This window comes from Microbacterium sufflavum, from assembly GCF_023091155.1.
GTDB classification, from domain to species: Bacteria; Actinomycetota; Actinomycetes; order Actinomycetales; family Microbacteriaceae; genus Microbacterium; species Microbacterium sufflavum.
In genome coordinates this window covers 193,061-215,011 of record NZ_JAHWXK010000003.1, presented here as the reverse complement: position 1 = coordinate 215,011, position 21,951 = coordinate 193,061, and the positions used below count along the sequence as shown (strand labels likewise).

The 21,951-nt window shown below is 71.7% G+C and carries 24 protein-coding genes; 15 read left to right on the top strand and 9 right to left on the bottom strand.

What is annotated here, in order from left to right; genetic code table 11:
- Positions 1 to 1,737, top strand: a complete 1,737-nt coding sequence (locus KZC56_RS17125; RefSeq protein WP_247639099.1) for a DUF4304 domain-containing protein — start codon at positions 1 to 3, stop codon at positions 1,735 to 1,737.
- 25 nt (positions 1,738 to 1,762) lie between these two features.
- On the opposite strand, the gene KZC56_RS17120 is transcribed toward KZC56_RS17125, so the two are convergent.
- A complete protein-coding gene (locus KZC56_RS17120; RefSeq protein ID WP_247639098.1) occupies positions 1,763 to 2,374 on the bottom strand; it encodes a flavodoxin family protein in 612 nt (203 codons plus the stop codon).
- 88 nt (positions 2,375 to 2,462) lie between these two features.
- Here KZC56_RS17120 and KZC56_RS17115 point away from each other — a divergent pair, with 88 nt between their 5' ends.
- The gene (locus tag KZC56_RS17115) at positions 2,463 to 2,669 is read left to right on the top strand and encodes a hypothetical protein (protein ID WP_136031122.1); all 207 of its coding nucleotides are present in this window, start codon (positions 2,463 to 2,465) and stop codon (positions 2,667 to 2,669) included.
- A gap of 24 nt (positions 2,670 to 2,693) precedes the next feature.
- Here the strand turns inward: KZC56_RS17115 and KZC56_RS17110 are convergent, their stop codons facing one another.
- The 3 genes from KZC56_RS17110 to KZC56_RS17100 are packed head-to-tail and all read right to left on the bottom strand — an operon-like array spanning position 2,694 to position 4,122.
- Positions 2,694 to 3,296 carry a GNAT family N-acetyltransferase gene (locus KZC56_RS17110; protein ID WP_136031120.1) on the bottom strand — a complete coding sequence of 201 codons (603 nt, stop codon included), beginning with the start codon at positions 3,294 to 3,296 and terminating at the stop codon, positions 2,694 to 2,696.
- 33 nt (positions 3,297 to 3,329) lie between these two features.
- The gene (locus KZC56_RS17105; protein ID WP_136031117.1) at positions 3,330 to 3,725 is read right to left on the bottom strand and encodes an ImmA/IrrE family metallo-endopeptidase; all 396 of its coding nucleotides are present in this window, start codon (positions 3,723 to 3,725) and stop codon (positions 3,330 to 3,332) included.
- Positions 3,726 to 3,750: 25 nt separating this feature from the next.
- Positions 3,751 to 4,122, bottom strand: coding sequence for a helix-turn-helix domain-containing protein (locus tag KZC56_RS17100; protein ID WP_136031115.1), 372 nt, complete (start codon positions 4,120 to 4,122; stop codon positions 3,751 to 3,753).
- A gap of 94 nt (positions 4,123 to 4,216) precedes the next feature.
- On the opposite strand from KZC56_RS17100, the gene KZC56_RS17095 reads away from it, so the two are divergent.
- The 4 genes from KZC56_RS17095 to KZC56_RS17080 all read left to right on the top strand — a co-directional run bounded on the left by KZC56_RS17095 (position 4,217) and on the right by KZC56_RS17080 (position 6,832).
- Positions 4,217 to 4,447 carry a helix-turn-helix domain-containing protein gene (locus KZC56_RS17095; protein WP_206253032.1) on the top strand — a complete coding sequence of 77 codons (231 nt, stop codon included), beginning with the start codon at positions 4,217 to 4,219 and terminating at the stop codon, positions 4,445 to 4,447.
- Between the two features lie 21 nt (positions 4,448 to 4,468).
- A complete protein-coding gene (locus KZC56_RS17090; RefSeq protein WP_136031111.1) occupies positions 4,469 to 5,398 on the top strand; it encodes an aldo/keto reductase in 930 nt (309 codons plus the stop codon).
- Between the two features lie 38 nt (positions 5,399 to 5,436).
- Complete coding sequence (locus tag KZC56_RS17085; protein WP_136037193.1) at positions 5,437 to 5,820, top strand: PLD nuclease N-terminal domain-containing protein; 384 nt, start codon at positions 5,437 to 5,439, stop codon at positions 5,818 to 5,820.
- 67 nt (positions 5,821 to 5,887) lie between these two features.
- The gene (locus tag KZC56_RS17080; RefSeq protein ID WP_247639097.1) at positions 5,888 to 6,832 is read left to right on the top strand and encodes a DUF1214 domain-containing protein; all 945 of its coding nucleotides are present in this window, start codon (positions 5,888 to 5,890) and stop codon (positions 6,830 to 6,832) included.
- Between the two features lie 42 nt (positions 6,833 to 6,874).
- On the opposite strand, the gene KZC56_RS17075 is transcribed toward KZC56_RS17080, so the two are convergent.
- Together KZC56_RS17075 and KZC56_RS17070 are read right to left on the bottom strand one after the other, a co-directional pair.
- A complete protein-coding gene (locus KZC56_RS17075) occupies positions 6,875 to 7,837 on the bottom strand; it encodes an epimerase (RefSeq protein WP_247639096.1) in 963 nt (320 codons plus the stop codon).
- A complete protein-coding gene (locus KZC56_RS17070) occupies positions 7,834 to 8,484 on the bottom strand; it encodes a TetR/AcrR family transcriptional regulator (protein WP_136045873.1) in 651 nt (216 codons plus the stop codon). The genes KZC56_RS17075 and KZC56_RS17070 overlap by 4 nt, the downstream gene beginning before the upstream one ends.
- A 106-nt stretch (positions 8,485 to 8,590) precedes the next feature.
- Here KZC56_RS17070 and KZC56_RS17065 point away from each other — a divergent pair, with 106 nt between their 5' ends.
- Both KZC56_RS17065 and KZC56_RS17060 read left to right on the top strand, forming a co-directional pair.
- On the top strand, positions 8,591 to 9,397 hold the full coding sequence (locus tag KZC56_RS17065) for a sugar phosphate isomerase/epimerase family protein (RefSeq protein ID WP_247639095.1): 807 nt from the start codon (positions 8,591 to 8,593) through the stop codon (positions 9,395 to 9,397).
- On the top strand, positions 9,397 to 10,533 hold the full coding sequence (locus KZC56_RS17060; RefSeq protein WP_247639094.1) for a Gfo/Idh/MocA family protein: 1,137 nt from the start codon (positions 9,397 to 9,399) through the stop codon (positions 10,531 to 10,533). Before KZC56_RS17065 ends, KZC56_RS17060 begins: the two co-directional genes overlap by 1 nt.
- Here KZC56_RS17060 and KZC56_RS17055 read toward each other — a convergent pair.
- Positions 10,485 to 11,702 (bottom strand): ROK family transcriptional regulator, encoded by a 1,218-nt coding sequence (locus tag KZC56_RS17055; RefSeq protein WP_136031098.1) that lies wholly within the window; start codon positions 11,700 to 11,702, stop codon positions 10,485 to 10,487. The genes KZC56_RS17060 and KZC56_RS17055 overlap by 49 nt on opposite strands.
- A 114-nt stretch (positions 11,703 to 11,816) precedes the next feature.
- On the opposite strand from KZC56_RS17055, the gene KZC56_RS17050 reads away from it, so the two are divergent.
- From KZC56_RS17050 to KZC56_RS17020, 7 genes are all read left to right on the top strand, one after another.
- Positions 11,817 to 12,926: a Gfo/Idh/MocA family protein gene (locus KZC56_RS17050; RefSeq protein WP_136044197.1), complete on the top strand. Its 1,110-nt coding sequence runs from the start codon at positions 11,817 to 11,819 to the stop codon at positions 12,924 to 12,926.
- The gene (locus KZC56_RS17045; protein WP_247639093.1) at positions 12,923 to 14,443 is read left to right on the top strand and encodes a sugar ABC transporter ATP-binding protein; all 1,521 of its coding nucleotides are present in this window, start codon (positions 12,923 to 12,925) and stop codon (positions 14,441 to 14,443) included. Before KZC56_RS17050 ends, KZC56_RS17045 begins: the two co-directional genes overlap by 4 nt.
- On the top strand, positions 14,440 to 15,540 hold the full coding sequence (locus tag KZC56_RS17040) for an ABC transporter permease (protein WP_247639092.1): 1,101 nt from the start codon (positions 14,440 to 14,442) through the stop codon (positions 15,538 to 15,540). The genes KZC56_RS17045 and KZC56_RS17040 overlap by 4 nt, the downstream gene beginning before the upstream one ends.
- Complete coding sequence (locus KZC56_RS17035) at positions 15,537 to 16,607, top strand: ABC transporter permease (RefSeq protein ID WP_136044830.1); 1,071 nt, start codon at positions 15,537 to 15,539, stop codon at positions 16,605 to 16,607. The genes KZC56_RS17040 and KZC56_RS17035 overlap by 4 nt, the downstream gene beginning before the upstream one ends.
- 14 nt (positions 16,608 to 16,621) lie before the next feature.
- Positions 16,622 to 17,818: a substrate-binding domain-containing protein gene (locus tag KZC56_RS17030; RefSeq protein WP_372490612.1), complete on the top strand. Its 1,197-nt coding sequence runs from the start codon at positions 16,622 to 16,624 to the stop codon at positions 17,816 to 17,818.
- A 77-nt stretch (positions 17,819 to 17,895) separates the two neighbouring features.
- Entirely contained in the window at positions 17,896 to 18,747 is an 852-nt protein-coding gene (locus KZC56_RS17025; protein ID WP_136036473.1) for a sugar phosphate isomerase/epimerase family protein, read from the top strand.
- 57 nt (positions 18,748 to 18,804) lie between these two features.
- The gene (locus KZC56_RS17020) at positions 18,805 to 19,812 is read left to right on the top strand and encodes a sugar phosphate isomerase/epimerase family protein (RefSeq protein ID WP_136036472.1); all 1,008 of its coding nucleotides are present in this window, start codon (positions 18,805 to 18,807) and stop codon (positions 19,810 to 19,812) included.
- A gap of 144 nt (positions 19,813 to 19,956) precedes the next feature.
- Here the strand turns inward: KZC56_RS17020 and KZC56_RS17015 are convergent, their stop codons facing one another.
- Both KZC56_RS17015 and KZC56_RS17010 read right to left on the bottom strand, forming a co-directional pair.
- Entirely contained in the window at positions 19,957 to 20,919 is a 963-nt protein-coding gene (locus KZC56_RS17015; protein ID WP_136031082.1) for an NYN domain-containing protein, read from the bottom strand.
- Positions 20,912 to 21,907, bottom strand: coding sequence for a Gfo/Idh/MocA family protein (locus tag KZC56_RS17010; RefSeq protein ID WP_206253051.1), 996 nt, complete (start codon positions 21,905 to 21,907; stop codon positions 20,912 to 20,914). Before KZC56_RS17010 ends, KZC56_RS17015 begins: the two co-directional genes overlap by 8 nt.
- Positions 21,908 to 21,951: the final 44 nt, after the last annotated feature.

Sequence of the window (21,951 nt, the reverse complement as noted above, 5' to 3'; positions counted from 1 at the left end):
GTGGCACTGACCCGCGAGGCACTGCGCCGTGAGCTGGGGGAGGCCCTCGGTCGTCCCGTGTCGTCGGACACCGACTGGGCGGAGGCCTTCGCCGGGAGAGCGTCGACACCGCGCCTCCAGCTCGTCGCGCTGCTGCTGATCATGGACGTCAGCCCGCAGCTCGTGAACGGGTGGCGGCATCGATCGGCCGAAGACGATCTCATCCGATCCCTCCCGCGCAAGAAGCTGCCCTGGGACGCAGAGACCGCGGCGTTCGCCCTGCGCGCCGCGCTCGCCATCGATGCCATGAGCTATGTGTGCGCCCCGGCGCTGCGCGGCGCCGAGACGGCGACGGACGCCGGGCATCGGGATGCCGAGCTGTATGAGGCGCTCGAGGCCAGCGTGCAGCACCTCGACGGGCTGATGTCCGGACGGTTCGCCTCTCGCTACGGCGTCGACAAGGATCTCAAGGTCGCGCGCCGCCTGCGGGCGTCGTTCCTGCCGTCGGGAGTCCTCGACCTCACGGTGGTCGACGACGGAGACGAGTGGGCCGAGTCGGCACGACGACTCGCCCGCGCGCTGCCCGTGGATGACATCGAACCGATCGTGCGGCACCTGGCCGCGCTCGGACACAAGGCGCCGTCCCAGACCTGGCAGCGCCAGGCGCGGCAGCACGTGCAGTCCGACGCCGGCCGCCGTCTGGTGCGCGAGTGGATACGCGCCGCGGCCGAGACCGGGGTGGCCGCGGACGGCCATCTCTTCACGCCGTCGAACGAGGATCTCGTGCGCGCGGCCGTCGTCGCCGCGCGCTGGCTGTCCTCGGACGACGTACCCGCGCCGCTACTCGGCGCGCTCGCCCGCCAGGGCGCCGCCACGCGACCCCCGCAGACCGAGTCGCTCGCCCTGCGGGTGGCGACCGCGGCGATCGACAGTCTGGTGCAGCGCGATGCGCCCGCCGACACCGCAGAGATCGAGGCGCTGCTGGAGAGCATCGCACGCCGCGATCTGGTGAAGCGCATCGGAGCGGCGCTCGGCTCGGAGGCGACGGCCCGAGCGGCGACGCGCGACGACGACTTGAAGCGGGAGAAAGCGGCGGCCGTACGGGCCAAGGCGAATCCGATCCCCCGGGTGCTGCGTGGTGAGGTCGATCGACTGTTGCGCGACCACGTCGACGGCACGATGCGCGGATTCGGCTTCCGCAAGTCGGGGCGCACGTGGCGGCGGACCGTGGAGGACCGCGTCGAGGTCATCGACTTCTTCTCCAGCGGCCTGCACATGAGCGTGCACTACGGCGTGCTGTTCCCGGCGCTGCATCCGGAGGACGGCGTCGCCGCCCACCGCGACCCGCAGCGGGTGAAGCCCTACCAGCTCGATGTGTCGATCGTGGAGAGCGCGTGGTTCGCGGAGGAGGACACCCTCGAGCGGCTGGCCGCCCGCGTGCGCTCGGCCATCGTGCCGTTCCTGGGCGCCTGCGGCGACCGGGCTCGGCTCGCGGCGGTGCTCACCACAGGGGAGGGCATCCCGGCTGCGGAGGGCGTGCGGGATCCGGTGACCGGCCACACCGAGACGACGCTCCACCTGCGCACCCGACCGTTCACGCCCGGCATCGCGCTCGGCGCCCTGTCGTGCGTGGCCGGGGACCGGCTCTCCGCGCAGGCGTGGCTCGACGACGCCGATGCCGCGGTCGATCCCCTGAGCCATCCACGGTCGAAGGCGGAGATCGACTACTGGCGCCGGCGCCTCGCGGCCACGGAGTGAGGGCGCCGCGGCGGGTGTCCTCGCGTCAGGACGCCGGGTACGGCTGCGCGGTCAGCTGCCGTGCGAGGTGTGCCGCGTTGCGCGCGGCCGTCTGGATGGCCGAGGCCACCTTCTCCGGGGTCTCCTCGAGGTCTTTGTAATCGACCGTCTGCATCGCCTCGCCGTTCCAGTACACCGAGGCCTGGGCGGGGATCGTGTAGCCGATGTCGTCGAGCGCCTGGAACAGGATCGCCGAGATGTGGTGGGCGCCGTCCTCGTTCCCGAGCACGCCGGCGATCGCGACCTTGTCGAACAGGATCGGGCGGCCCTGGTCGTCGGTCTCGCTCAGCTCGGCGTCGAGCCGCTCGAGCACGCGCTGCGCCACGCTCGAGTGCTGGCCCATCCAGGTCGGCGTCACGAACACGAGGATGTCCGCCGCCAGCACCCGCCGACGCAGAGTCGGCCACTGGTCGCCGTCGCCCATGTCCTTCTCGACGCCGGGGCGGATGTCGAAGTCGACGGCCCGCACCACGTCGCCCGAGACGTCATGAGCGGACAGGGCGTCGAGCAGCTGGCGCGAGAGGAGATCGGAGCTCGACTCCGCGGGGGAGGGCTTGAGCGTGCAGGAGATCGCGAGGGCGGTGAGCGTACTGGTCATGCGACGATCACACCAGGGCCGGAGACCGCGGCACAGGGCCTTCCCGGGCCCGGGCTATCCTGGTAGGGCACCGACGACAGGAGATCCCGTGATCCTCAGCTTCTTGTTCTTCATGATCCTCTTCCTCGGAGGCTTCTGGCTGCTGGGGATCGCGCACGAGCTTCCCGACACTGCCGCCGCGCTCACCTTCTGCGCCGGCATCATCCTGGTCTCGCTCGCCCTCGGTTTCGCGATGCGGCAGCGCGGTTCGGCCACGCGCCGCTCCAAGAACTGGACCGGCAGCCCGACCGAGTGAGGCCGACCCCGTCGGCGCGATCGCTCAGCGCCGACGGGACAACCGCGCCTCCAGGTTCGCCCGGACCGCGGGCCACTCGGGCTCGATGATGGAGTACTCGACGCTGTCGCGGAGCGCGCCGTTGCGGTAACGACTCATCGCGCGCATCACGCCGTCCTGCTTGGCGCCCAGTCGCTCGATCGCCGTGCGCGACTGGAAGTTGACCCACTGCGTGGTGAGCCCCACGCGGAACACCCCGAGCGTTTCGAACGCGTGCCGCAGGAGCAGCAGCTTCGACTCCGCGTTGGTTCCGGTTCCGTGCGCGGACGGGCGGTTCCAGGTGTAGCCGATGTGGAGCCGGGGCACGTCGGCGACGATGTCGTAGTACGACGTGAGGCCGAGGATCCGTCCGCTCGCGTCGATCGCGGTGAACGGCAGCATCTCGCCGCGGTCGACGAGCCCGAGCCGCCGATCCACCTCCGCGGCCACGCCGTCGGGCTCCGGGACCGACGTGTACCACGCCGTCTTCCACAGCTCGCCCTCGCGGACGGCGTCGACCAGCCCGTCGATGTGGGAGCGATCGAGGGGACGCAGCTCGACGAGGTCGCCGGTCAGGGTCACGGGGGCGGGCGGGACGAGGAAGGCCATGTCCCCATTCAACCAGTGCGATGCGGGGGGACCTCACGCCGCCCGGGTCGCGGTGGTCCCCTGGCGCAGCAGACGCTGGAAGGCGACGACGATCTCGACAGTGACATCGAGCTCGAAGGCGAGGCTCGCGAGGTGCGCGCCGCGAGCCCGCTCGGCGGCGGCATACGCCTGCGGTGTGAGGAGGAGCCGGGCGGCCCACTCGTCCGCCGCCCGTTCCTGGCGTTCGCGGGTGTGGGGGACCTCGGTGGGTCGATGACCGAGATGTGCGTGACCCAGCTCATGCGCCAGCACGCTGCGGGCCGTCCGTCTGCTCATGCCCGGCGCGAGGCGGATGGTGCCGGTCGCGGGATCGAACCCGCCGCGCGTGCGTCCCGGGCGCTCGATCACGCGCAGACCGAGGTCTTCGGCGCGCAGGAGGAGCTGCTGCATGTGCGTCCTCCCACGGTCGTCGGCGTCAGTCGTAGAGGTCGTCGGTGTCGGCGTCGTGCCGCTCGTCGGATTCGAAGGCGACCTCGCGGGTATTGTCGCGCGGGGTGGCGACATCGGCGGTGCGGCGCAGGGGAGTGATGATGGCGGTGGTGCCGTCGGCGTCGAGGCGCTCCTCGGCTCTCGCGACCAGGACGTGCGGCTCGATCCCGAGAGTCGCGCACACGGCATAGACCACGGGCACCGGGATCGCGCGCTTTCCGGTGACGTAGTTGTCGAGGGCGCTGCGTGCGATCCCCACGCTGCGCGCCATCGCCGCGATGCTGCTGCGCGCGGCGGCGATCTCGGCCCGCATCTGCCGCCCGACGGCCTCGTTGAACTGCTCGGCAGGTGTCCTCATTCGGCACACCCTAGCAGCGCTCCGAGATCAAGATGCCGTCATATCGGTTCATTCTTCCCGAGTGAGTGTCCGCGTGTGGGGGTAGTGTCGGCGTATGGGGACAGAACTGAGTCACACGATGGCATCGACGGTGGAGGCGGCGCGACTGCACGCCGGAGTGTCGCTCGACCGGCTGGCGGATCGATCAGGCATCTCCGCTCGTCGACTGCACGACCTCTTCGACGCGCGCGTGGACTTCACCATGGTCGACCTCGCGCGCATCGCGGCGGCGCTCGACATCCCGGTGACGGACCTCCTGCCGTTCTCGACTGCCGTGGACCCGTGAGTGCGCGATAGCGTGGCGACCATGAAGACCGTGCCCTTCGGAACCGCCACCGCCCCCGCCGTCATCGCCGGGATGATGCGTATCGCCGACAAGGACGACGCCCACATCCGCGAGCTGTATGCGACAGCCCGCGAGGCCGGCATCGACTTCTTCGACCACGCCGACATCTACGGCGGTGCGATGCACCGCTGTGAGGCCCGCTTCGCGGAGGCGCTCGCCCTCAGCCCGGGCGAGCGCGACGAGATCGTGCTGCAGACCAAGTGCGGCATCGTGCCGACGCAGGGGATGTTCGACTTCTCCTACGACCACATCGTCACCCAGGTCGAGGGATCGCTCGCGGCGCTGCGCACCGATCGCATCGACGTCCTTCTGCTGCACCGACCGGACGCGCTCGTCGAGCCCGACGAGGTCGCGCGCGCGTTCGACCACCTCGAGTCCTCCGGCAAGGTCAGGGCGTTCGGCGTCTCGAATCACACCCCGTCGCAGATCGACCTGCTCCGCACGGCCGTCCGCCAGCCCCTGATCGCCAACCAGCTGCAGCTGTCGCTCACCCACGCGCCGATCATCGCGCAGCCGGTCGCAGCGAACATCGGCGGACACGACCAGAGCATCGTGCGCGACGGCGGCGGCATCGTCGACTACTGCCGGCTGAACGGCATCACGGTGCAGGCGTGGTCGCCGTTCCAGAGCGGCACCGACGCCGGTGTCTTCCTGGGGAGTCCGGAGTATGCCGAGCTGAACGCCGTGATCGACCGGCTCGCGGCCCAGTACGGCGTCGAGCCGATCGCGATCGCCACCGCGTGGATCACGCGGCACCCCGCCGGGATGCAGGTCGTGCTGGGGACCACGACCCCCGAGCGCGTGCGGGACGCGGCGGCCGGCGCCGACGTCGTCCTCACGCGGCCCGAGTGGTACGAGCTGTTCCGCGCCGCCGGGCATCTCCTGCCCTAGGGCGGCGCGGCGCACGACCCGTCGTCTACCCTGAACTCATGCCGTTCCTGTTCTCGCTGCTGATCATCGCGCTGATGGTCGGTGCGCTGATCGACATCATCACCCGCGACGACGGGCAGGTGAAGCACCTGCCCAAGATGGTGTGGCTGATCATCGTGATCCTGCTGCCGCTCGTCGGAAGCCTGCTGTGGTTCGCGCTCGGACGCGAGTACGGCGAGGGCGGCGTCGCGATCCCCCGGATGCGGAGGGCCGAACGACCCGCCGCACCCACCGTGACGGCGCCCCCCTCCCGGCCCCGCGACACCCGCACGACGGAGCAGCAGATCGCCGACCTCGACCGCGAGATCGAGGAGTGGCGGTTGCGCGAGGAACTCGAGAAGCGGCGACGCGACGACGGCGACGCGCCCGCGGCGGGAGCGTAGACGGTTCGGAGACCGGCCGTTCGAGACGGTCCTGGCTCGGGGTGCGCGTCGGTGCCATCATGCCGGTATGAGCGCACCCGTGAACGTGGAGAACTTCGCCGTCGCCGAGACCCACCGCATGATGTCCGACCTGCAGCGCGATGCCGGGGGCGTGAACCGGTTCCGACACAACAGGGAGCCGGCCGCGATCGAGCATCAGACGGTCATCCGGCTCAACCGCGACACGCTCTACAGCTTCGCCGTCGTCGACATCCGCGCGGGGGCGACGCTCACGATCCCGGACCACGGCGATCGCTACCTCTCGGCGATGGTCGTCAACGAACGCCACTACGTGGACGCCGTCTTCCACGACCCCGGAGAGTACCGGCTGACCACCGAGCGGTTCGGCACACCCTACGTCGTGGTCGCGGTGCGCATCCTCGTCGACCCGGAAGACCAGGCAGACGTGGCCGTCGTGACGGCGCTCCAGGATCAGCTCGGGATCGACAGTGCGTCCGCCGAGCCCTTCCCCCTCCCCGACGACGACCCCGCGGACCTGGACGAGACACGCGGGGCGCTGCTGACTCTTGCGCGGAACCTGCGCGGCTTCGACCGCATGTTCGGGGCCGAGGCCGAAGTCGATCCGATCCGTCACCTGATCGGAACCGCGGCGGGGTGGGGAGGGCTGCCCTCCTGGGAGGCTCAGTACATCGGCGTCGACCCGCGGCTGCCGCGGGGGCGGTACGAGCTCCGAGTGGTCGACGTTCCCGTGGACGGGTTCTGGTCCATCTCGGTGTACAACGCCGACGGCTTCTTCGAGCCGAACGACCGCGGTGCCTACACGATCAACAACATCACCGGAGTCCGGGACGACGACGGCGCCATCACGGTGCGGTTCGGCGACCACCCCGACGGCGTGCCGAACGTGATCCCGATTCCGGAGGGGTGGAACTACCTCGTGCGTCTGTACCGTCCGCGGGCCGAGCTCCTCGACGGGAGCTGGACGTTCCCGGCCCTGCAGCGTTCGGTGTGACCCTCGCCGGAGGCGTCGACCTGATCGCGCGCCGGGGTGCGATCAGGTCGACGCGGCGAAGGAGGAGCGCAGCGCCTCATCGAGGTCGGGATAGCGGAACGTGAAGCCCGCGGCACGGAGCTTCTCGGGCAGCACCCACCGGCTCTTCAAGACGAGCTCGGTCTCGGTGCGGATGCCGATCGCGCCCAGCTCCAGCATCCACCGCGGCGTCGGCGGGCCGAGACGCACCCCCAGCGCGCGACGCACGGCCGCCATGAAGGCGACGTTGTCCACGGGGTTCGGCGACGCGGCGTTCACCGGACCCTCCAGCGCCGGCGTCTGCTCCAGGAACTCCACGATCCGAGCCACATCGTCGAGGTGGATCCAGCTGAACCGCTGGCGACCGCGGCGTGCGCCGAAGCGATGCGCGGTGCCGGCCTCCCGGCGCGCACGGCTCACCGGCCAGCGCCCGTCGTACTGCGGACCACCGAGGCCCAGGCGGGCGAGGGTGCGCAGCGGGCCGAGCACTCCGCCGTCGCCCAGCACGATCGCGCTGCGCAGGGCGACACGGCGCGTGCCGGGCAGCGCGCCCGTGAACAGCTCCCGCTCCCAGGCCTTCGCGACCTCGACCGAGAAGCCGCTGCCGAGCTCGCCGTCCGCCTCGGTCATCGGCCGGTCCTCGGCGTGGCGGTAGATCGTCGCGGTGGACGAGTTGATCCACAGGGCGGGCGGGGCCGAGGCGCGCGCGATCGCGGTGCGCAGGGCGGCGGTGGTGTCGAGCCGGGAGCGGAAGATCTCGGCGCGGTTCGCCGGCGTGTACCGGCAGTTGACGCTCTTGCCCGCGAGGCCGAGGACGAGCGCGGAACCCTCGACCGCGGCGTCGATCCCGGCCTGGTCGGTCCAGGCGAGGTCGGCGCCCGCGCGAGAGACCGTGACGACCTCCCGCCCCTGCCCGCGCAGGCGTTCGGTGAGGTACTGCCCCATGAATCCGGTGGACCCGCCCACCACGACCCGTCCTGTGCTCATGCGCGGTCATCCTCCGGTGGTCGGGGCTCGGCACCCGAGGTGGGGCGGAGCAGGCGGTCCAGCAGTGTCAGCGCCTCGTGCTGCGGGGCGTCGGGGTCGAGCAGCCACTGCGTCTGCAGGCCGTCCGAGGCGGCGATGACCAGGGCCGCGACCGCCTCGGGGTCGGCGTCGTCGCGGATGCGCCCCTCGCGCTGCTGCTGCCGCACGGTCGCGGCGATGCTCGCTCGCAGTCGCGCGAACCGGTCGGTGGCGAACTCCCTCGCCGCCGGATGGCCCTCCTCCAGCGCGGAGGCCACCAGGGCCGAGTACAGCTGCACGAGGCCTGGCACCTCGCGGTTGACCCTGGCCGACAGGATCATGCTCTCCACGGGCGTCGCGTCGTCTCGCGCCTCGGGGTGCCGGCCAGGGGCGTTGCTCTCGCGGTAGACCGCGACCAGGAGCTCCTCCAGGGAGCCGAAGTAGTGCGTGAGCGCGGCGTGCGTGACGCCGACCTCGCTGGCGATCGCGCGCAGGCTCGTGCGGTCGGCGCCGCGGGTCGCGAACACCTCGATCGCGCGGTCGAGGATCTCCTGCCGACGCGCGATCCCCTTGGCGTAGGCGCCGCGGGCGCGTGGGCGCTCGGGACCGTCGGCGGAGGAGGGGGGCATGGGCCGAGTCTAGTGCGACCAAAACTTCCATGTGGAGGTATTCGGTGATAGCGTGCCAGCGCGGGGCACCACCCGCGAGTCGCCGACGACCCGAGGAGCACGACCGATGACGATCCAGACGTCCCTGCAGCTGTTCACCATCCGCGAGCAGCTGGAGGCCGACCTCGACGGCACTCTCGCCGCCGTCGCCGCGCGCGGGTTCACGGCCGTCGAGCCGTACGACTTCGTGCGCAGGGCCGAGGCGATGGCCGCCGCGCTCGCCGCCGCCGGCCTCACCGCGCCCTCCGGACACGCGTTCCTGGCGTCGGAGTCGTTCGTCAACCCGGACGGCAGCGGCACCACCCTGCCCGTGCCCGCGCCCGCCGAGGTGTTCGCGGCGGCGAAGACGCTCGGCATGCACACCGTGATCGACCCGTACACCGAACCTGCCCGCTGGGAGTCGGTGGAGCAGATCGCCGAGACCGCCCGACTGCTCAACGCCGCGGCCGAGGTCGGCGCCGCGATGGGCGTGCGCGTCGGCTACCACAACCACGCCCACGAGCTCGAGGCCGCGTTCGACGGCGTGACGGGGCTGGAGGTGCTGGCGGGCCTGCTCGACGACCGCGTGGTGCTGGAGGTGGACCTCTACTGGGTGGCGCGCGGTGGGGTCGACCCCGAGGCCCTGCTGGAGCGCCTGGGCGACCGCGTGATCGCGGTGCACGCCAAGGACGGCACGCTCGACCCCGCCCTGCTCGACGCCTACCCGCCGGCGGACCAGGTGCCCGCGGGCGACGGCGCCGTCCCGCTCGTGGCGGCCATCGCGGCGGCCCCCGCGCTCGAGCTCGCCATCGTGGAGTTCGACCACTACGAGGGCGACCTGTTCGACGCGATCGAGCGCAGTCGGCGGTTCCTCGACGCGGAGGTCGCGGGCTGATGGGGCGCGCAGGCGACGCGGTCGGCGTCGGCATCATCGGCGCGGGCAACATCAGCGACCAGTACCTGCAGAACCTGACCCGGTTCCCCGACGTGCGGGTGCTCGCGATCGGCGACCTCCTCCCGGAGCGCGCCCGCGCTCAGGCCGAGGCGTACGGCGTGCCGCGGGCGGGCGGCGTGGACGTGGTGCTCGACGACCCCGACATCGCCGTGGTCGTCAACCTCACGATCCCGGCCGCGCACGTCGCGGTGTCCGAGGCGATCATCCGCGCCGGGAAGCACGTGTGGACGGAGAAGCCGCTCGGCGTGAGCCGGGAGGAGGCCAGCCGGCTGCTGCGCACCGCCGAGGCGGCCGGACGGCGCATCGGCGCCGCGCCCGACACGGTGCTCGGCCCCGGGGTGCAGACCGCGAAGCGCGCGATCGCCCGCGGCGACATCGGGCGGCCGCTGTTCGGGCAGACGACGTTCCAGTGGCAGGGCCCGGAGATCTTCCACCCGAACCCGGCGTTCCTCTACGCCAGGGGCGCTGGTCCGCTGCTCGACATGGGCCCGTACTACGTCTCGACGCTCGTGCACGTGTTCGGCCCGGTGGCGGCGGTCGCCGCGCTCGGGCTGCAGGGTGCGCCGACCAGGCGGGTGCAGGTCGGCGAGCTCGCCGGGCAGGAGTTCCCCGTCGAGATCCCGTCGACGCTGAGCGTGCTGCTCGACTTCGAGGGCGGCGGTCAGGCCCAGAGCCTCTACAGCACCGACTCGCCCCTCGTGCGGCAGGGCATCGTGGAGATCACCGGGACCGAGGGCACGATCACGATCCCCGACCCCAACACCTTCGGGGGACCGATCACGATCACCCGCCCGCTCGCGCGCCACTTCGTGCCGCCGGAGCCCGTGGAGCAGGAGATCGTCGACGTCGCCCAGGAGGGCGTGCTCGCCGGTCGCGGCATCGGCCTGTTGGACATGGTCCGCTCGATCGCGGACGACCGCCCGCACGTCGCCACGGGCGAGTTCGCGTACCACGTGCTCGACACGCTGCTGTCGATCGAGGAGGCCGCGGAACAGCGCCGCTTCGTCGAGGTGGCCAGCACGCTCGATCAGGTCGGCGCGCTGTCGGCCGACTTCGACCCCTTCGCCGCGACATAGCGGTCGACGCTCGCGGGGGAGAGCACCTCGCGGGCGACCATGATCGCCGCCCCCAGCACCGCGGCCCGGTCTCCGGCCTGGGACTGCACGATGGCCAGGTGCTGGGTGGCGAGGGGGATCGACCGGCGGTACACGACCTCGCGGACACCGGCCAGCAGATGCTCGCCGGCCCGCGCGATGCTGCCGCCCAGCACGATGATCGACGGGTTGAGGAGGTTCACGACGGTGGCGAGCACCTCGCCCACGTCGCGGCCCGCCTGCCGGGTCGCCTCGATCGCCGCCGCGTTGCCTCCGCGCACGAGGTCGACCACGTCGGAGGCGCTGTGCACCTCGTGCCCCGCGGCGCGCAGCGCGATCGCGAGGGCCGAGCCGCTGGCCAGGGCCTCGAGGTCGCGCTCGTCGTCCGGATCGCGCTCGGATCCCGCCCCCCGCGGCACCTGCACGTGGCCCATGTCGCCCGCCGAGCCCTGGGCTCCGCGCTGCAGCTGTCCGCCCGCGATGATGCCGGCGCCGATGCCCGTGGACACCTTGACGAAGATCAGGTCGTCGACGCGGGGCCAGCTGGTGGCCTGCTCGCCGAGCGCGAGGATGTTCACGTCGTTGTCGACCAGCACGGGCACGTCGAATGTCCGCTGCACATAGGCGGGAACGTCGAAGCGGTCCCACCCCGGCATGATCGGCGGGTTCGTGGGCCGTCCGGTCGAGTGCTCGACGGGGCCGGGCACCCCGATGCCGACGCCGACCAGCGGTAGTCCGTCCGCGGTCGCCGCGAGCAGCGCGGCGCCGTCGGCCAGGATGGTGTCGAGGAGCTTCTCGGGGCCGTCGCCGATGTCGATCGTGCGCGTGCGGGCGTCGAGGATGACGCCGGACAGATCGGCGACCGCGACCGTGGCGTGCGTGGCCCCGAGGTCGACCGCGAGCGAGAGTCCGGCGCGGGGATTGAAGGCCACCCGCGCGGGCGGGCGTCCGCCCGTGGAGGCGGCTTCGCCCGCCGGCCGCAGGAGCCCGGCGGCGAGGAGCGCGTCGACACGGAGGGCGACGGTCGAGCGGGCGAGTCCGGTGAGCGCCGCGAGCTCGGCCTTGGTGCGCGCCTGGCCGTCGCGGAGGATCTGGAAGATCTCGCCCGTCCCCGGGGAGGGCACCGTGACCGGCCTCAGCACGTCAACCATTCGGTCAGTAAACCACAGCACTTCGGAGTGCAGACGCAGAACTTCGAATTCGGTTCGAACAACTTTTGACGAAAAGCTAGCAAAAGTCGTTCGGGGTGTGTCAGACTCCCCGACATGACAACGGATGTCACAGACACCGGTCTCGGGACGATCCGAGCCGGCATCCTCGGCGGGGGATTCATGGCCCGCGTCCACCGCGCGGCAGCGCGCGACGCAGGGGGAGAGCTGCGGGCGATCGCCACCCGGTCGGCCGCGGGCGGACGCGATGCGGCGCAGGCCCTGGGGGCCGAACGGGCGGAGGTCGACGCCGACGCCCTCCTCGACGCCGACGACATCGACGTGGTGCACATCTGCACCCCCAACGCCACGCACGCCGACCTCGCGCGCCGCGCGCTGCACGCCGGCAAGCACGTGATCTGCGAGAAGCCGCTCGCGACCACCGCGGACGACGCCCGCGAGCTCGCGGAGGCGGCCGCCGCGGCCGGCCTCATCGGCGCCGTCCCCTTCATCTACCGCTACCACCCCATGGTGCGCGAGGCCAGGGCCCGCATCGCCAGGGGAGAGGCGGGAGACCTGCTCACCCTCGACTGCTCCTACCTCCAGGACTGGATGCTGCTGCCCGGTGACGACGACTGGCGCGTGAGGTCTGAGGCAGGCGGCGCCTCGCGCGCCTTCGCCGACATCGGCTCGCACCTGTGCGACCTGATCGAGTTCGTCACGGGAGAGCGCATCCGTGCCCTCAGCGCCCGCAGCCGCCGCGTCTACGCGGAGCGCGGCGGGCACGCCGTCGACACCGAGGATCTCGTCGCCGTGCTCGTCGAGACCGGCTCCGGCGCGCTCGGCACGCTGCTCATCTCGCAGATGGCACCGGGGCGGAAGAACGCCCTCACTTTGGAGCTGCACGGCTCGCGGCAGAGCCTGCGGTTCGAGCAGGAGCGCCCGGAGGAGCTCTGGGTCGGGATGCGCGAGGAGTCCCGGCTGCTGCTGCGCGACCCCGCGACCGCCGGCGCCGATGCGGCCCGGCTGCAGCGGGTGCCAGCGGGGCATGCGATGGGCTACCAGGACGCGTTCAACGGCTTCGTGGCGGACGTGTACGCCGCGATCGGCGGGGCCCGACCGGACGGACTCCCGACCTTCGCCGACGGACACCGCTCCGCCGTGCTCACCGAGGCCGTGCTCGACTCGGCGGCGCACGACGGCCGATGGGTGGAGGTGACGGCATGACCGCCACGACGACGCAGCCCGTGCTCGCGGCGCGCGGCATCCGCAAGTCGTTCTTCGGCGTGGAGGTGCTGCACGGCGTCGACCTGGACGTGCGACCGGGTGAGGTGCACGGCCTCGTGGGCGAGAACGGTGCGGGCAAGTCCACGCTCATGAAGATCATCGCCGGAGTGCAGCCCGCCGACGAGGGCACCCTGACGTACCTCGGCGAAGAGGTGCACCACGCGCACCCGCGTCAGGCCATGGACGCGGGCATCGTGACCGTGTTCCAGGAATTCACCCTCCTGCCCGAGCGCACGGTCGCGCAGAACGTGTACCTCGGACGTGAGCCGCGCCGGGCGGGCTTCGTGGACGTGCGCGGCATGAACGCGAAGACGAGCGCACTGCTCGACGACCTCGGAGTGTCGTTCATCGACCCGCAGGCCCGCGTCGGCTCGCTCACCGTCGCCGAGCAGCAGATCGTCGAGATCGTGAAGGCCCTGTCGTTCGACGCCCGGGTCATCTCGATGGACGAGCCGACGGCGGCGCTCAGCGACCGCGAGGTCGAGCTGCTGTACGCCATCATCCGCCGGCTCACCTCGCGCGGGGTCGCGGTGCTCTACGTGTCGCACCGGCTCAAGGAGATCTTCGACCTCTGCGACCGCATCACCATCCTCAAGGACGGCGCCCTCGTGTCCACCGACGACACCGCGGCGCTCACGACCGACGAGCTCGTGCGGCGCATGGTCGGCCGCTCCATCCAGTCGTACTTCCCCGACGCGCTCGAGGGCACCGAGGTGGGGGAGCCGCGGCTCGAGCTCGACGGCTGCGGCAACGCCTACGTGGACGGGGTGTCGATCACGCTGCGCGCCGGCGAGATCGTCGGCGTCGCCGGGCTCCAGGGCTCCGGACGCACGGAGCTCGTGGAGGGCGTGTTCGGCATCCAGGCGTTCACGCGCGGCACGATGCGCATCGACGGCGCCCCCGTGCGCATCACCGGCCCCCGGGCGGCCGTCCGTGCGGGGCTCGCGCTCGTGTCGGAGGACCGCAAGGCGCAGGGCCTCGCGCTCGGCCAGTCGGTGCTCGACAACGCCCTGCTGGTCGTGCGCAGCGTGTTCGCCGGGCGCACGGCCGCGTCGCGCCGCGAGGTGCCCGGCGTGCTCAGCGCGCTGGAGGTGTCGTCGCGCGGGCTCGACCAGGAGGTGCGGTACCTCTCCGGCGGCAACCAGCAGAAGGTCGTGCTCGCGAAGTGGCTGCTCACCGGACCGCAGATCGTGCTGTTCGACGAGCCGACACGCGGCATCGACGTGGGCGCGAAGTACGCGGTGTACGAGCTGATGCGCCAGCTCGCGGCGCAGGGCACGGCCGTGCTGATGGTCTCGAGCGAGCTGCCGGAGGTGATCGGCATGAGCGACCGCATCCTGGTGATGCACGACGGGGAGCTGGTCGCCGAGCTGCCCGCGGGCTCCGCGGAGCACGAGATCCTCGCCGCGGCGACCGGTGCGGATGCGCGCCCCTCGACCGAGGGAGGCCAGCGATGACCACCGCCACCCGCCCCCGGCTGCGCATCGACTCCACCGTGATCGTGCTCGGCATCCTCGTGCTGACCCTCGTGGTCGGGGCGATCCTCGTCGCGACCGTCGGCCGCAACTTCCTCAGCCCCGGCAACATCCGCGACGTGCTGACCGGCATGAGCGTGCTCGGACTGGTCGCGATCGGGCAGACGCTCGTGGTGCTCGGGGCGTCGCTCGACCTCTCCGTCACCTACGTCATCAGCCTGTCGAGCCTGCTCGCGGCCACCCTGATGAACGGCAACCCCGGCAACATCCCGGTCGCCGTGGCCGTCACGCTGCTGGTGTGCGCGGGCATCGGGCTGCTCAACGGCGTGATCGTGACGGTGCTCAAGGTGAACGGCTTCATCGCCACGCTCGGCGTGGGGCTGATCCTCCAGGGCATCCTCAACACGAACTTCGAGGGCTCGGCGGGCAACGTCCCCTGGGCGTTCCAGCTGATCGGCGCCACCGGCGTCGGGCCCGTCCCGGTGTCGACGATCATCATGATCGTGCTCGCCGTGGTGGTCTGGGTGCTGCTGAACCGCACCCGCACCGGCGCGCACCTGTACGCCGTCGGCGGCGACCCGGAGATCGCACGGCTCAGCGGCGTGCACACGCGGATGCCGCTGATCTGGGCGCACGTGCTGTGCTCCGTGTTCGCAGGGCTCGCCGGACTGCTGCTCGCGAGCCGCCTCGGCGTCGGCAGCCCGACCGTCGGGCAGCAGGGCGGCTATGCGCTGCTCTCGATCGCCGCGGTCGTGCTGGGCGGCACGCTGCTCCTCGGCGGCCGCGGCTCCATCTGGGGCACGATCGGCGGCGTCGCGATCCTCGCGGTGGTCGACAACGTGATGAGCGTGCTGCAGGTGAACCCGTTCCTGAAGGACGTGGTGCGCGGCGTGGTCATCGTCGCGGCGGTCGCGGTGTACAGCCGTCGCGCGATCGTGCGGCGTCGCCCGCGCTTCGGCGCCGGGGGCACGCGCACCGGGGGCGATGCGGCGGCCAGAGCCGCGGAGGCCGAGATGGCGGCGGCGGCGCGGGAGCTCGCGCCCAGTCCCGGCTCCACGACGGAAGGAACGCGCTCATGAAGGCCCTGCGCACCCTCGTCAGCCCGCGCGGCGCCGTGTTCCTGCTGCTGGTGGTGCTGCTCGTCGCGGTCACGATCCTCAACCCGAGCTTCGCCGAGCCGGGGCAGTTCATGCGGTTCCTGCAGCGGGTCGCACCCATCGCCATCGTCGCGATCGGGCAGTACTTCGTGATCATCGCCGGCGAGTTCGACCTGTCGCAGGGCTCGCTCATCACGGCGCAGGTCATCATCGCCGGCAACCTGGTGGGCCAGGACGACGCCCGCACCATCCCGGTGCTGCTGCTCATGGTGGTCTTCGCGGTGGCCGTCGGGCTCGTGAACGGCCTGATCACGACGCTGCTGAAGGTGCCGTCGTTCATCGTGACGCTCGGCATGATGCTCGCGCTGCTCGGCGGGGTGATGTGGTGGACAGGGGGAGCGGCCACCGGAAACCCCGCCGACAGCTTCCGCGAGATCGGACGTGGCGGCCTGCGCGACGTGCCGCTGCTGGACTTCATCCCGTGGGCGGTGCTGCTGCTGATCGTGTGGCTCGCGCTGGGCATCGTCCTCACGAAGCGGCCGCTCGGCAAGACCCTCATCGCCATCGGCGACAACGCCAGGGCCGTGGACTACGCCGGTGCCCGCCGCGCCTGGGTCACCACGCGCGCGTTCGTGATCTCCTCGCTCTCGGCCACGCTGTCGGCCGTGCTGCTGGTCGGCTATGCGGGCGTGCACCCGTCGGTCGGCCGCGGCTACGAGTTCACCGCCATCACGGCGGTCGTGCTCGGCGGCGTCGTGCTCGGCGGTGGCCGGGGCTGGATCGTGGGCGCGGTCGCCGGGGCGTTCACGCTCGAGGCGCTGTTCATGCTCCTCAACATCGCGGGCGTGCCGTCCACGCTGCGCGACGCCGTGCAGGGCGTCATCATCATCGCTGCGGTGGCCTACTCCGCCGTCGCCTTCCGTGCCCGCCGCGCACGCGGCCCCCAATCCGCGGCGCCGGAGCCCGCGGAACCCGAACCCGCGGCGCCCGTGACCCACGGGGCCGCCACGACCTCACGCACCATCCACACAGAAACCAGAGGAGATTAGCAATGCGACGATCGATGAAGATCGCCACCGCCGGGGTGGCCCTCTTCGGCCTCATCGCGCTCGCCGGGTGCACGACCGACCCGTCCGTGGCGCCGGCGGAGTCGGAGAACCCCGAGCAGGCGGCGGAGACGACCGAGTGGTTCGACCAGGAGCTGTTCGACAAGCAGGACGAGGAGCGCGGCGTGGAACCCCAGGGTCCCGCCGACGAGCCCTACCTGCAGCACATCAACGCCGAGATGGTCGACACGTCCGAGTTCGCCAGCGCCGGGGCCAAGAAGGCCTGCTTCGCGAACGCCTCGATCTCCAACCCGTGGCGGCAGACGGGCTGGATCACCATGAACGAGCAGCTCAAGGCGCTGCAGGAGGCCGGGGCGATCAGCGAGATGGAGACGCGCGACGCGCAGGACTCCGATGACACGCAGATCGCCGACATCGACTACTTCATCTCGGAGGGGAACTGCGACGTGTTCCTCATCTCGCCGAACAGCACGGCGGCCATGACGCCCGCCGTCGACCGGGCGTGCGAGACCGGGAAGCCCGTGGTGGTGTTCGACCGCGGTGTGAACACCGACTGCCCCGTCACCTTCATCCACCCCATCGGCGGCTTCGCCTGGGGCATCGACACGGCCGAGTTCCTGATCGACAACCTGGAGGAGGGCGACAAGGTCGTGGCCCTGCGCATCCTCCCCGGCGTCGACGTGCTGGAGCACCGCTGGGCCGGTGCCGAGAAGCTGTTCGACGAGGCGGGCATCGAGGCCGTGGACTACTTCACGGGCGCCGACCCGGCGGAGATCAAGAGCATCATCAGCGACGAGCTCGCCAAGGGCGACGTCGACGGCATCTGGATGGACGCCGGTGACGGCGCCGTCGCGGCCATCGAGGCGTTCGAGGACGCCGGCGCGGACTACCCGGTCATGACCGGTGAGGACGAGATGAGCTTCCTGCGCAAGTGGAAGGACACGGGCCTCACCGGCCTCGCCCCGGTGTACTCGAACTTCCAGTGGCGCACCCCGCTGCTCGCGGCGCAGATGATCTTCGCCGGCCAGGAGGTGCCGAAGGAGTGGGTGCTGCCGCAGAAGCCCATCACCGAGGCGGAGCTGGACGACTACCTGGCGGCGAACGAGGGCATGCCCGACGGCCACTACGCCAAGTTCGGCGGGGAGAACCTCCCCGGCTACCCGACGGTGTGGCAGGAGCGGCAGATCCCGTAACCGCCTGCGCTCCCGCCCTTCCGCTCCGTGTCACCGGGGTGGGAGGGTGGGAGCGACTCCCTGATCGAAGGACAACGATGCCCCGCACGATCGCCGTCAACACCTGGGTGTGGACGTCTCCGCTCACCGACGAGACGCTGGAGCCGCTCGCGCACACCGCCGCACGGATGGGTTACGACGCCCTGGAACTGCCGCTGGAGAACCCCGGCGACTGGGACCCCGTGCGGGCGCGTGCCGTGCTGGACGGCCTCGGGATGGGCGCGGTCCTGGTCGGCGCGATGGGGCAGGGGCGGTCGCTCGTGGCACGCGCGGGCGACGTGCCGGCGACGCAGGAGTACCTGCGCGCCTGCCTCGACGCGGCCGCGATCCTCCGTTCCCCGGTCGTGGCCGGTCCGTTCTACGCGCCCACCGGAGCGACCTGGCGGATGGACGCGGGGGAGCGCACCGCGGTCGTGGCGGAGCTGCGGGAGAACCTGGCGCCCCTGGCGGACGAGGCGGCGGCCGCCGGGCTCATCCTCGCCGTCGAACCCCTCAACCGGTATGAGACGAGCGTGCTCAACACGGTCGCGCAGAGCCTCGACGCGCTCGAGCCGCTGCTGGGCGCGGGCGTGGGGCTCGCCCTCGACACGTACCACCTCAACATCGAGGAGAAGCGGCCGGCCGACGCGATCAGGGCCGCGGGATCCGCGATCGCCCACGTGCAGGTGTGCGGCAGCGACCGCGGGGCGGTGGGCGACGACCACACCGACTGGCCGGGCATCCTCGCGGCGCTCGACGACGCGGGCTACCGCGGGGTGCTCGGGCTGGAGAGCTTCACCGGCGAGAACGCGACGATCGCGGTCGCGGCGTCGGTGTGGCGCCCGCTCGCCGCGAGCCAGGACGAGCTCGCCGCGCGCAGCATCGCCCATCTGCGTGCCCTGGGTGCCTGACCCCGCGACCCCGCCCGCCCGACCCCCGTACCCCGTACCCGCGACCAAGGAGGATCCATGAGCACTCGTCCGGTCACCCTGTTCACCGGCCAGTGGGCCGACCTGCCGTTCGAGGAGGTGGCCCGGCTCGCCGCCGAGTGGGGCTACGACGGGCTGGAGGTCGCGGCATCGGGGGACCACCTCGACCTGCGCCGCGCCGACGAGGACGACGCCTACCTCGCCTCGCGCCGCGAGATCCTCGACCGACACGGCCTGCGGCTCTTCGCGATCTCGAACCACCTGGCGGGCCAGGCCGTGTGCGACGCCCCGATCGACTTTCGCCATCAGAGCATCCTGCGCCCGTACGTGTGGGGCGACGGCGAGGCCGAAGGGGTGCGGCAGCGAGCGGCCGAGGACATGACGCGCGCCGCCCGGGTCGCCCGCAAGCTCGGGGTCGACACGGTCGTGGGCTTCACCGGCTCGTCGATCTGGCCCTACGTGGCGATGTTCCCGCCCGTGCCCGCCGCCGTGATCGAGCAGGGGTTCCAGGACTTCGCCGACCGCTGGAACCCGATCCTCGACGTGTTCGACGGCGAGGGCGTGCGGTTCGCGCACGAGGTGCACCCGGGTGAGATCGCCTACGACTACTGGTCGAGCGTGCGTGCGCTCGACGCGATCGACCACCGCGAGGCGTTCGGGTTCAACTGGGACCCCTCGCACATGATGTGGCAGAACATCGACCCGGTCGGGTTCATCGTCGACTTCGCCGACCGCATCTACCACGTGGACTGCAAGGACACCCGGATGCGTCCGCACAACGGCCGGGCGGGCGTGCTCGGGTCGCACCTGCCGTGGGGCGACCCGCGGCGCGGCTGGGACTTCGTGTCGACCGGTCACGGTGACGTGCCGTGGGAGGACGCCTTCCGGGCACTCGACGCGATCGGCTACGACGGCCCGATCTCGATCGAGTGGGAGGACGCCGGCATGGACCGGCTCCACGGTGCCCCCGAAGCGCTCGGCTTCGTGCGGTCGCTGCTGTGGCCGCCGCCCGAGGCCGCGTTCGACGCCGCCTTCAGCAACCAGTAGGGGCCGGACCTCGGCCTGGATGGGCCAGGCCCCGCGCAGGCGGGGGGATCAGGGCTCGCGCCGGCGGGGGGATCAGGGCTCGCGCAGGCGGATGGATCAGGCCCCGCGCAGGCGGGTGGATCAGGGCTCGCGCAGGCGGGGGGATCAGGGCTCGCGCAGGCGGACGAGGCGCTCGTGCCCCGTCTCCTCGAGCTCGGCGATGTCGTCGCGCGACTTCAGGAAGTCGGAGAACGACCGGTAGCCGAGCGCCTTCTCGCTGAAGGACGGGTCCATGCGGCGCATGTGCGTCTTGACCGCTGAGCTGTGCAGCCACTCGTCGGCATCGGCCTTGTCGTGCCCGAGGCGCAGGGCCCGCTCCAGCAGACGCGTGGCTTCGCCCTGGTCGTCGATCTTCTCCTCGACCTTGGGCTCCTCGGTCTTCGCGGCCTTGGCCTTCGCGCGCGTCTTGGGTGCCGCCTTCGGCTTGGTCGCGGTGTCCGCCGGTGGGGCCGCGAGTTCCGCCGGGGCCTCCGCGGGCGTGCGGTTCACGCTCTTCGCCGGGCGGGCGACACCGGGCAGCGAGTCGTACGACTCGAACTCGTCGCACGCGGCGGCGAGCGACTTCGCGGTGGAGCCGGCCACGCCGACCCCGATCACGTAGCGGCCGAGGCGCTTGCAGCGCTGCGCGAGCGGCACGTAGTCGCTGTCGCCCGCCACGATCACCACGTGGGTGAGGTCGGGCAGGCGGAACATGTCCTCCACCGCGTCGACCGCGAGCCGGATGTCGGCGCCGTTCTTGGCGTACGCGGCGGCCGGGAACAGCTGCACCAGGTCGACCGCACGGGCCACGAGCTGCGAGCGGTACTCGGCGTTCACGGGCGACGACCAGTCGGCGTAGGCCCTGGTGAGCACGAGGGTGCCGAACGAGGCGGCGTAGTCGATGATGGCGCCGACCTCGATCATCGCCCTGTTCAACCGCTCGGCGACCTCGGGGTCGTTGGGGTTCTCGGTGATGCGCTGGCGGTCCTTGCCGTACGAGTTGCGGCCGTGGACGCGGTCGTACCAGGAGATGACGATGTTGTCGAAGTCCAGGTAGACCGCGACACGGGCGTCGGGGGTCTCAGCCACGGTGGTCCTCCTCGCCGGGGTAGCGGACGCCGATCTGGGCGCGGATCTCGTCGAGCGCCCCCATGATCGCGACGCTCTCGGCGATCGGGAGGATGTCGCCGGCGAGGTTCCCCTCGGCCACGAGACGCTCCGCCGCGATCGCCTCGAACTGCATCCCGCGCCCGGTGATGTCGGTCACGTACTCCTCCGCGACCGTGCCGTCGGGCAGCACCAGACGGAACGTGGTGGGCGCGTACCAGACGCGATCGATGTCGATGCGGGCGGCGGTGCCCACGATGCTCGCCGCGTTGGGGCCCGCGCCGCGCGAGGACGACAGGCTGGTCGACACTGCGCCGCCCTCGTGCGTCATGACCGTGGCGACCTCGGAGTCGGCGCCCGTCTCGACCAGGCGGCCCACCGCGCGGATGCTGGTGGGGGCACCCAGGATGTCCCAGATGAACGAGATCGGGTAGATGCCGAGGTCGAGCAGCGCGCCGCCGCCCAGCTCCAGCGCGTTCAGGCGGTGCGCCGGGTCGGTCGGCAGGAGCTGCGTGTGGTCGGCGCTCACGGTGCGGATCTCGCCCAGCGCCCCCTCGGCGATCAGCTCGCGGATGCGCACCATGTGCGGCAGATACCTGGTCCACATGGCCTCGGTGACCAGCAGGCCGCGCTCGGCGGCGAGCGCCTGCAGGTCGGCGGCCTCGGCCTGGTTCAGCGTGAACGCCTTCTCGACCAGCACGTGCTTGCCGTGCTCCAGGGCGAGCCGGGCGTTCTCGTGGTGCATCGGATGGGGTGTGGAGACGTAGATGATGTCGACGTCGGGATCCGCCACGAGCGCCTCGTACGAGGCGTGCGCGTGCGGGATGTCGAACCGCGCGGCGAACGCGTCGGCGGACTCCTGCGAGCGCGAGCCGACCGCGACCAGGTCGAGGCCCGCCGTGCGCAGGTCGGAAGCGAAGGCGCCGGCGATGCCGCCGGTCGCGAGGATTCCCCAACGAAGACCAGTCATCCTCTCAGCGTAGAGGGTGGGGTGGACATGTCGCCGTGTGACGT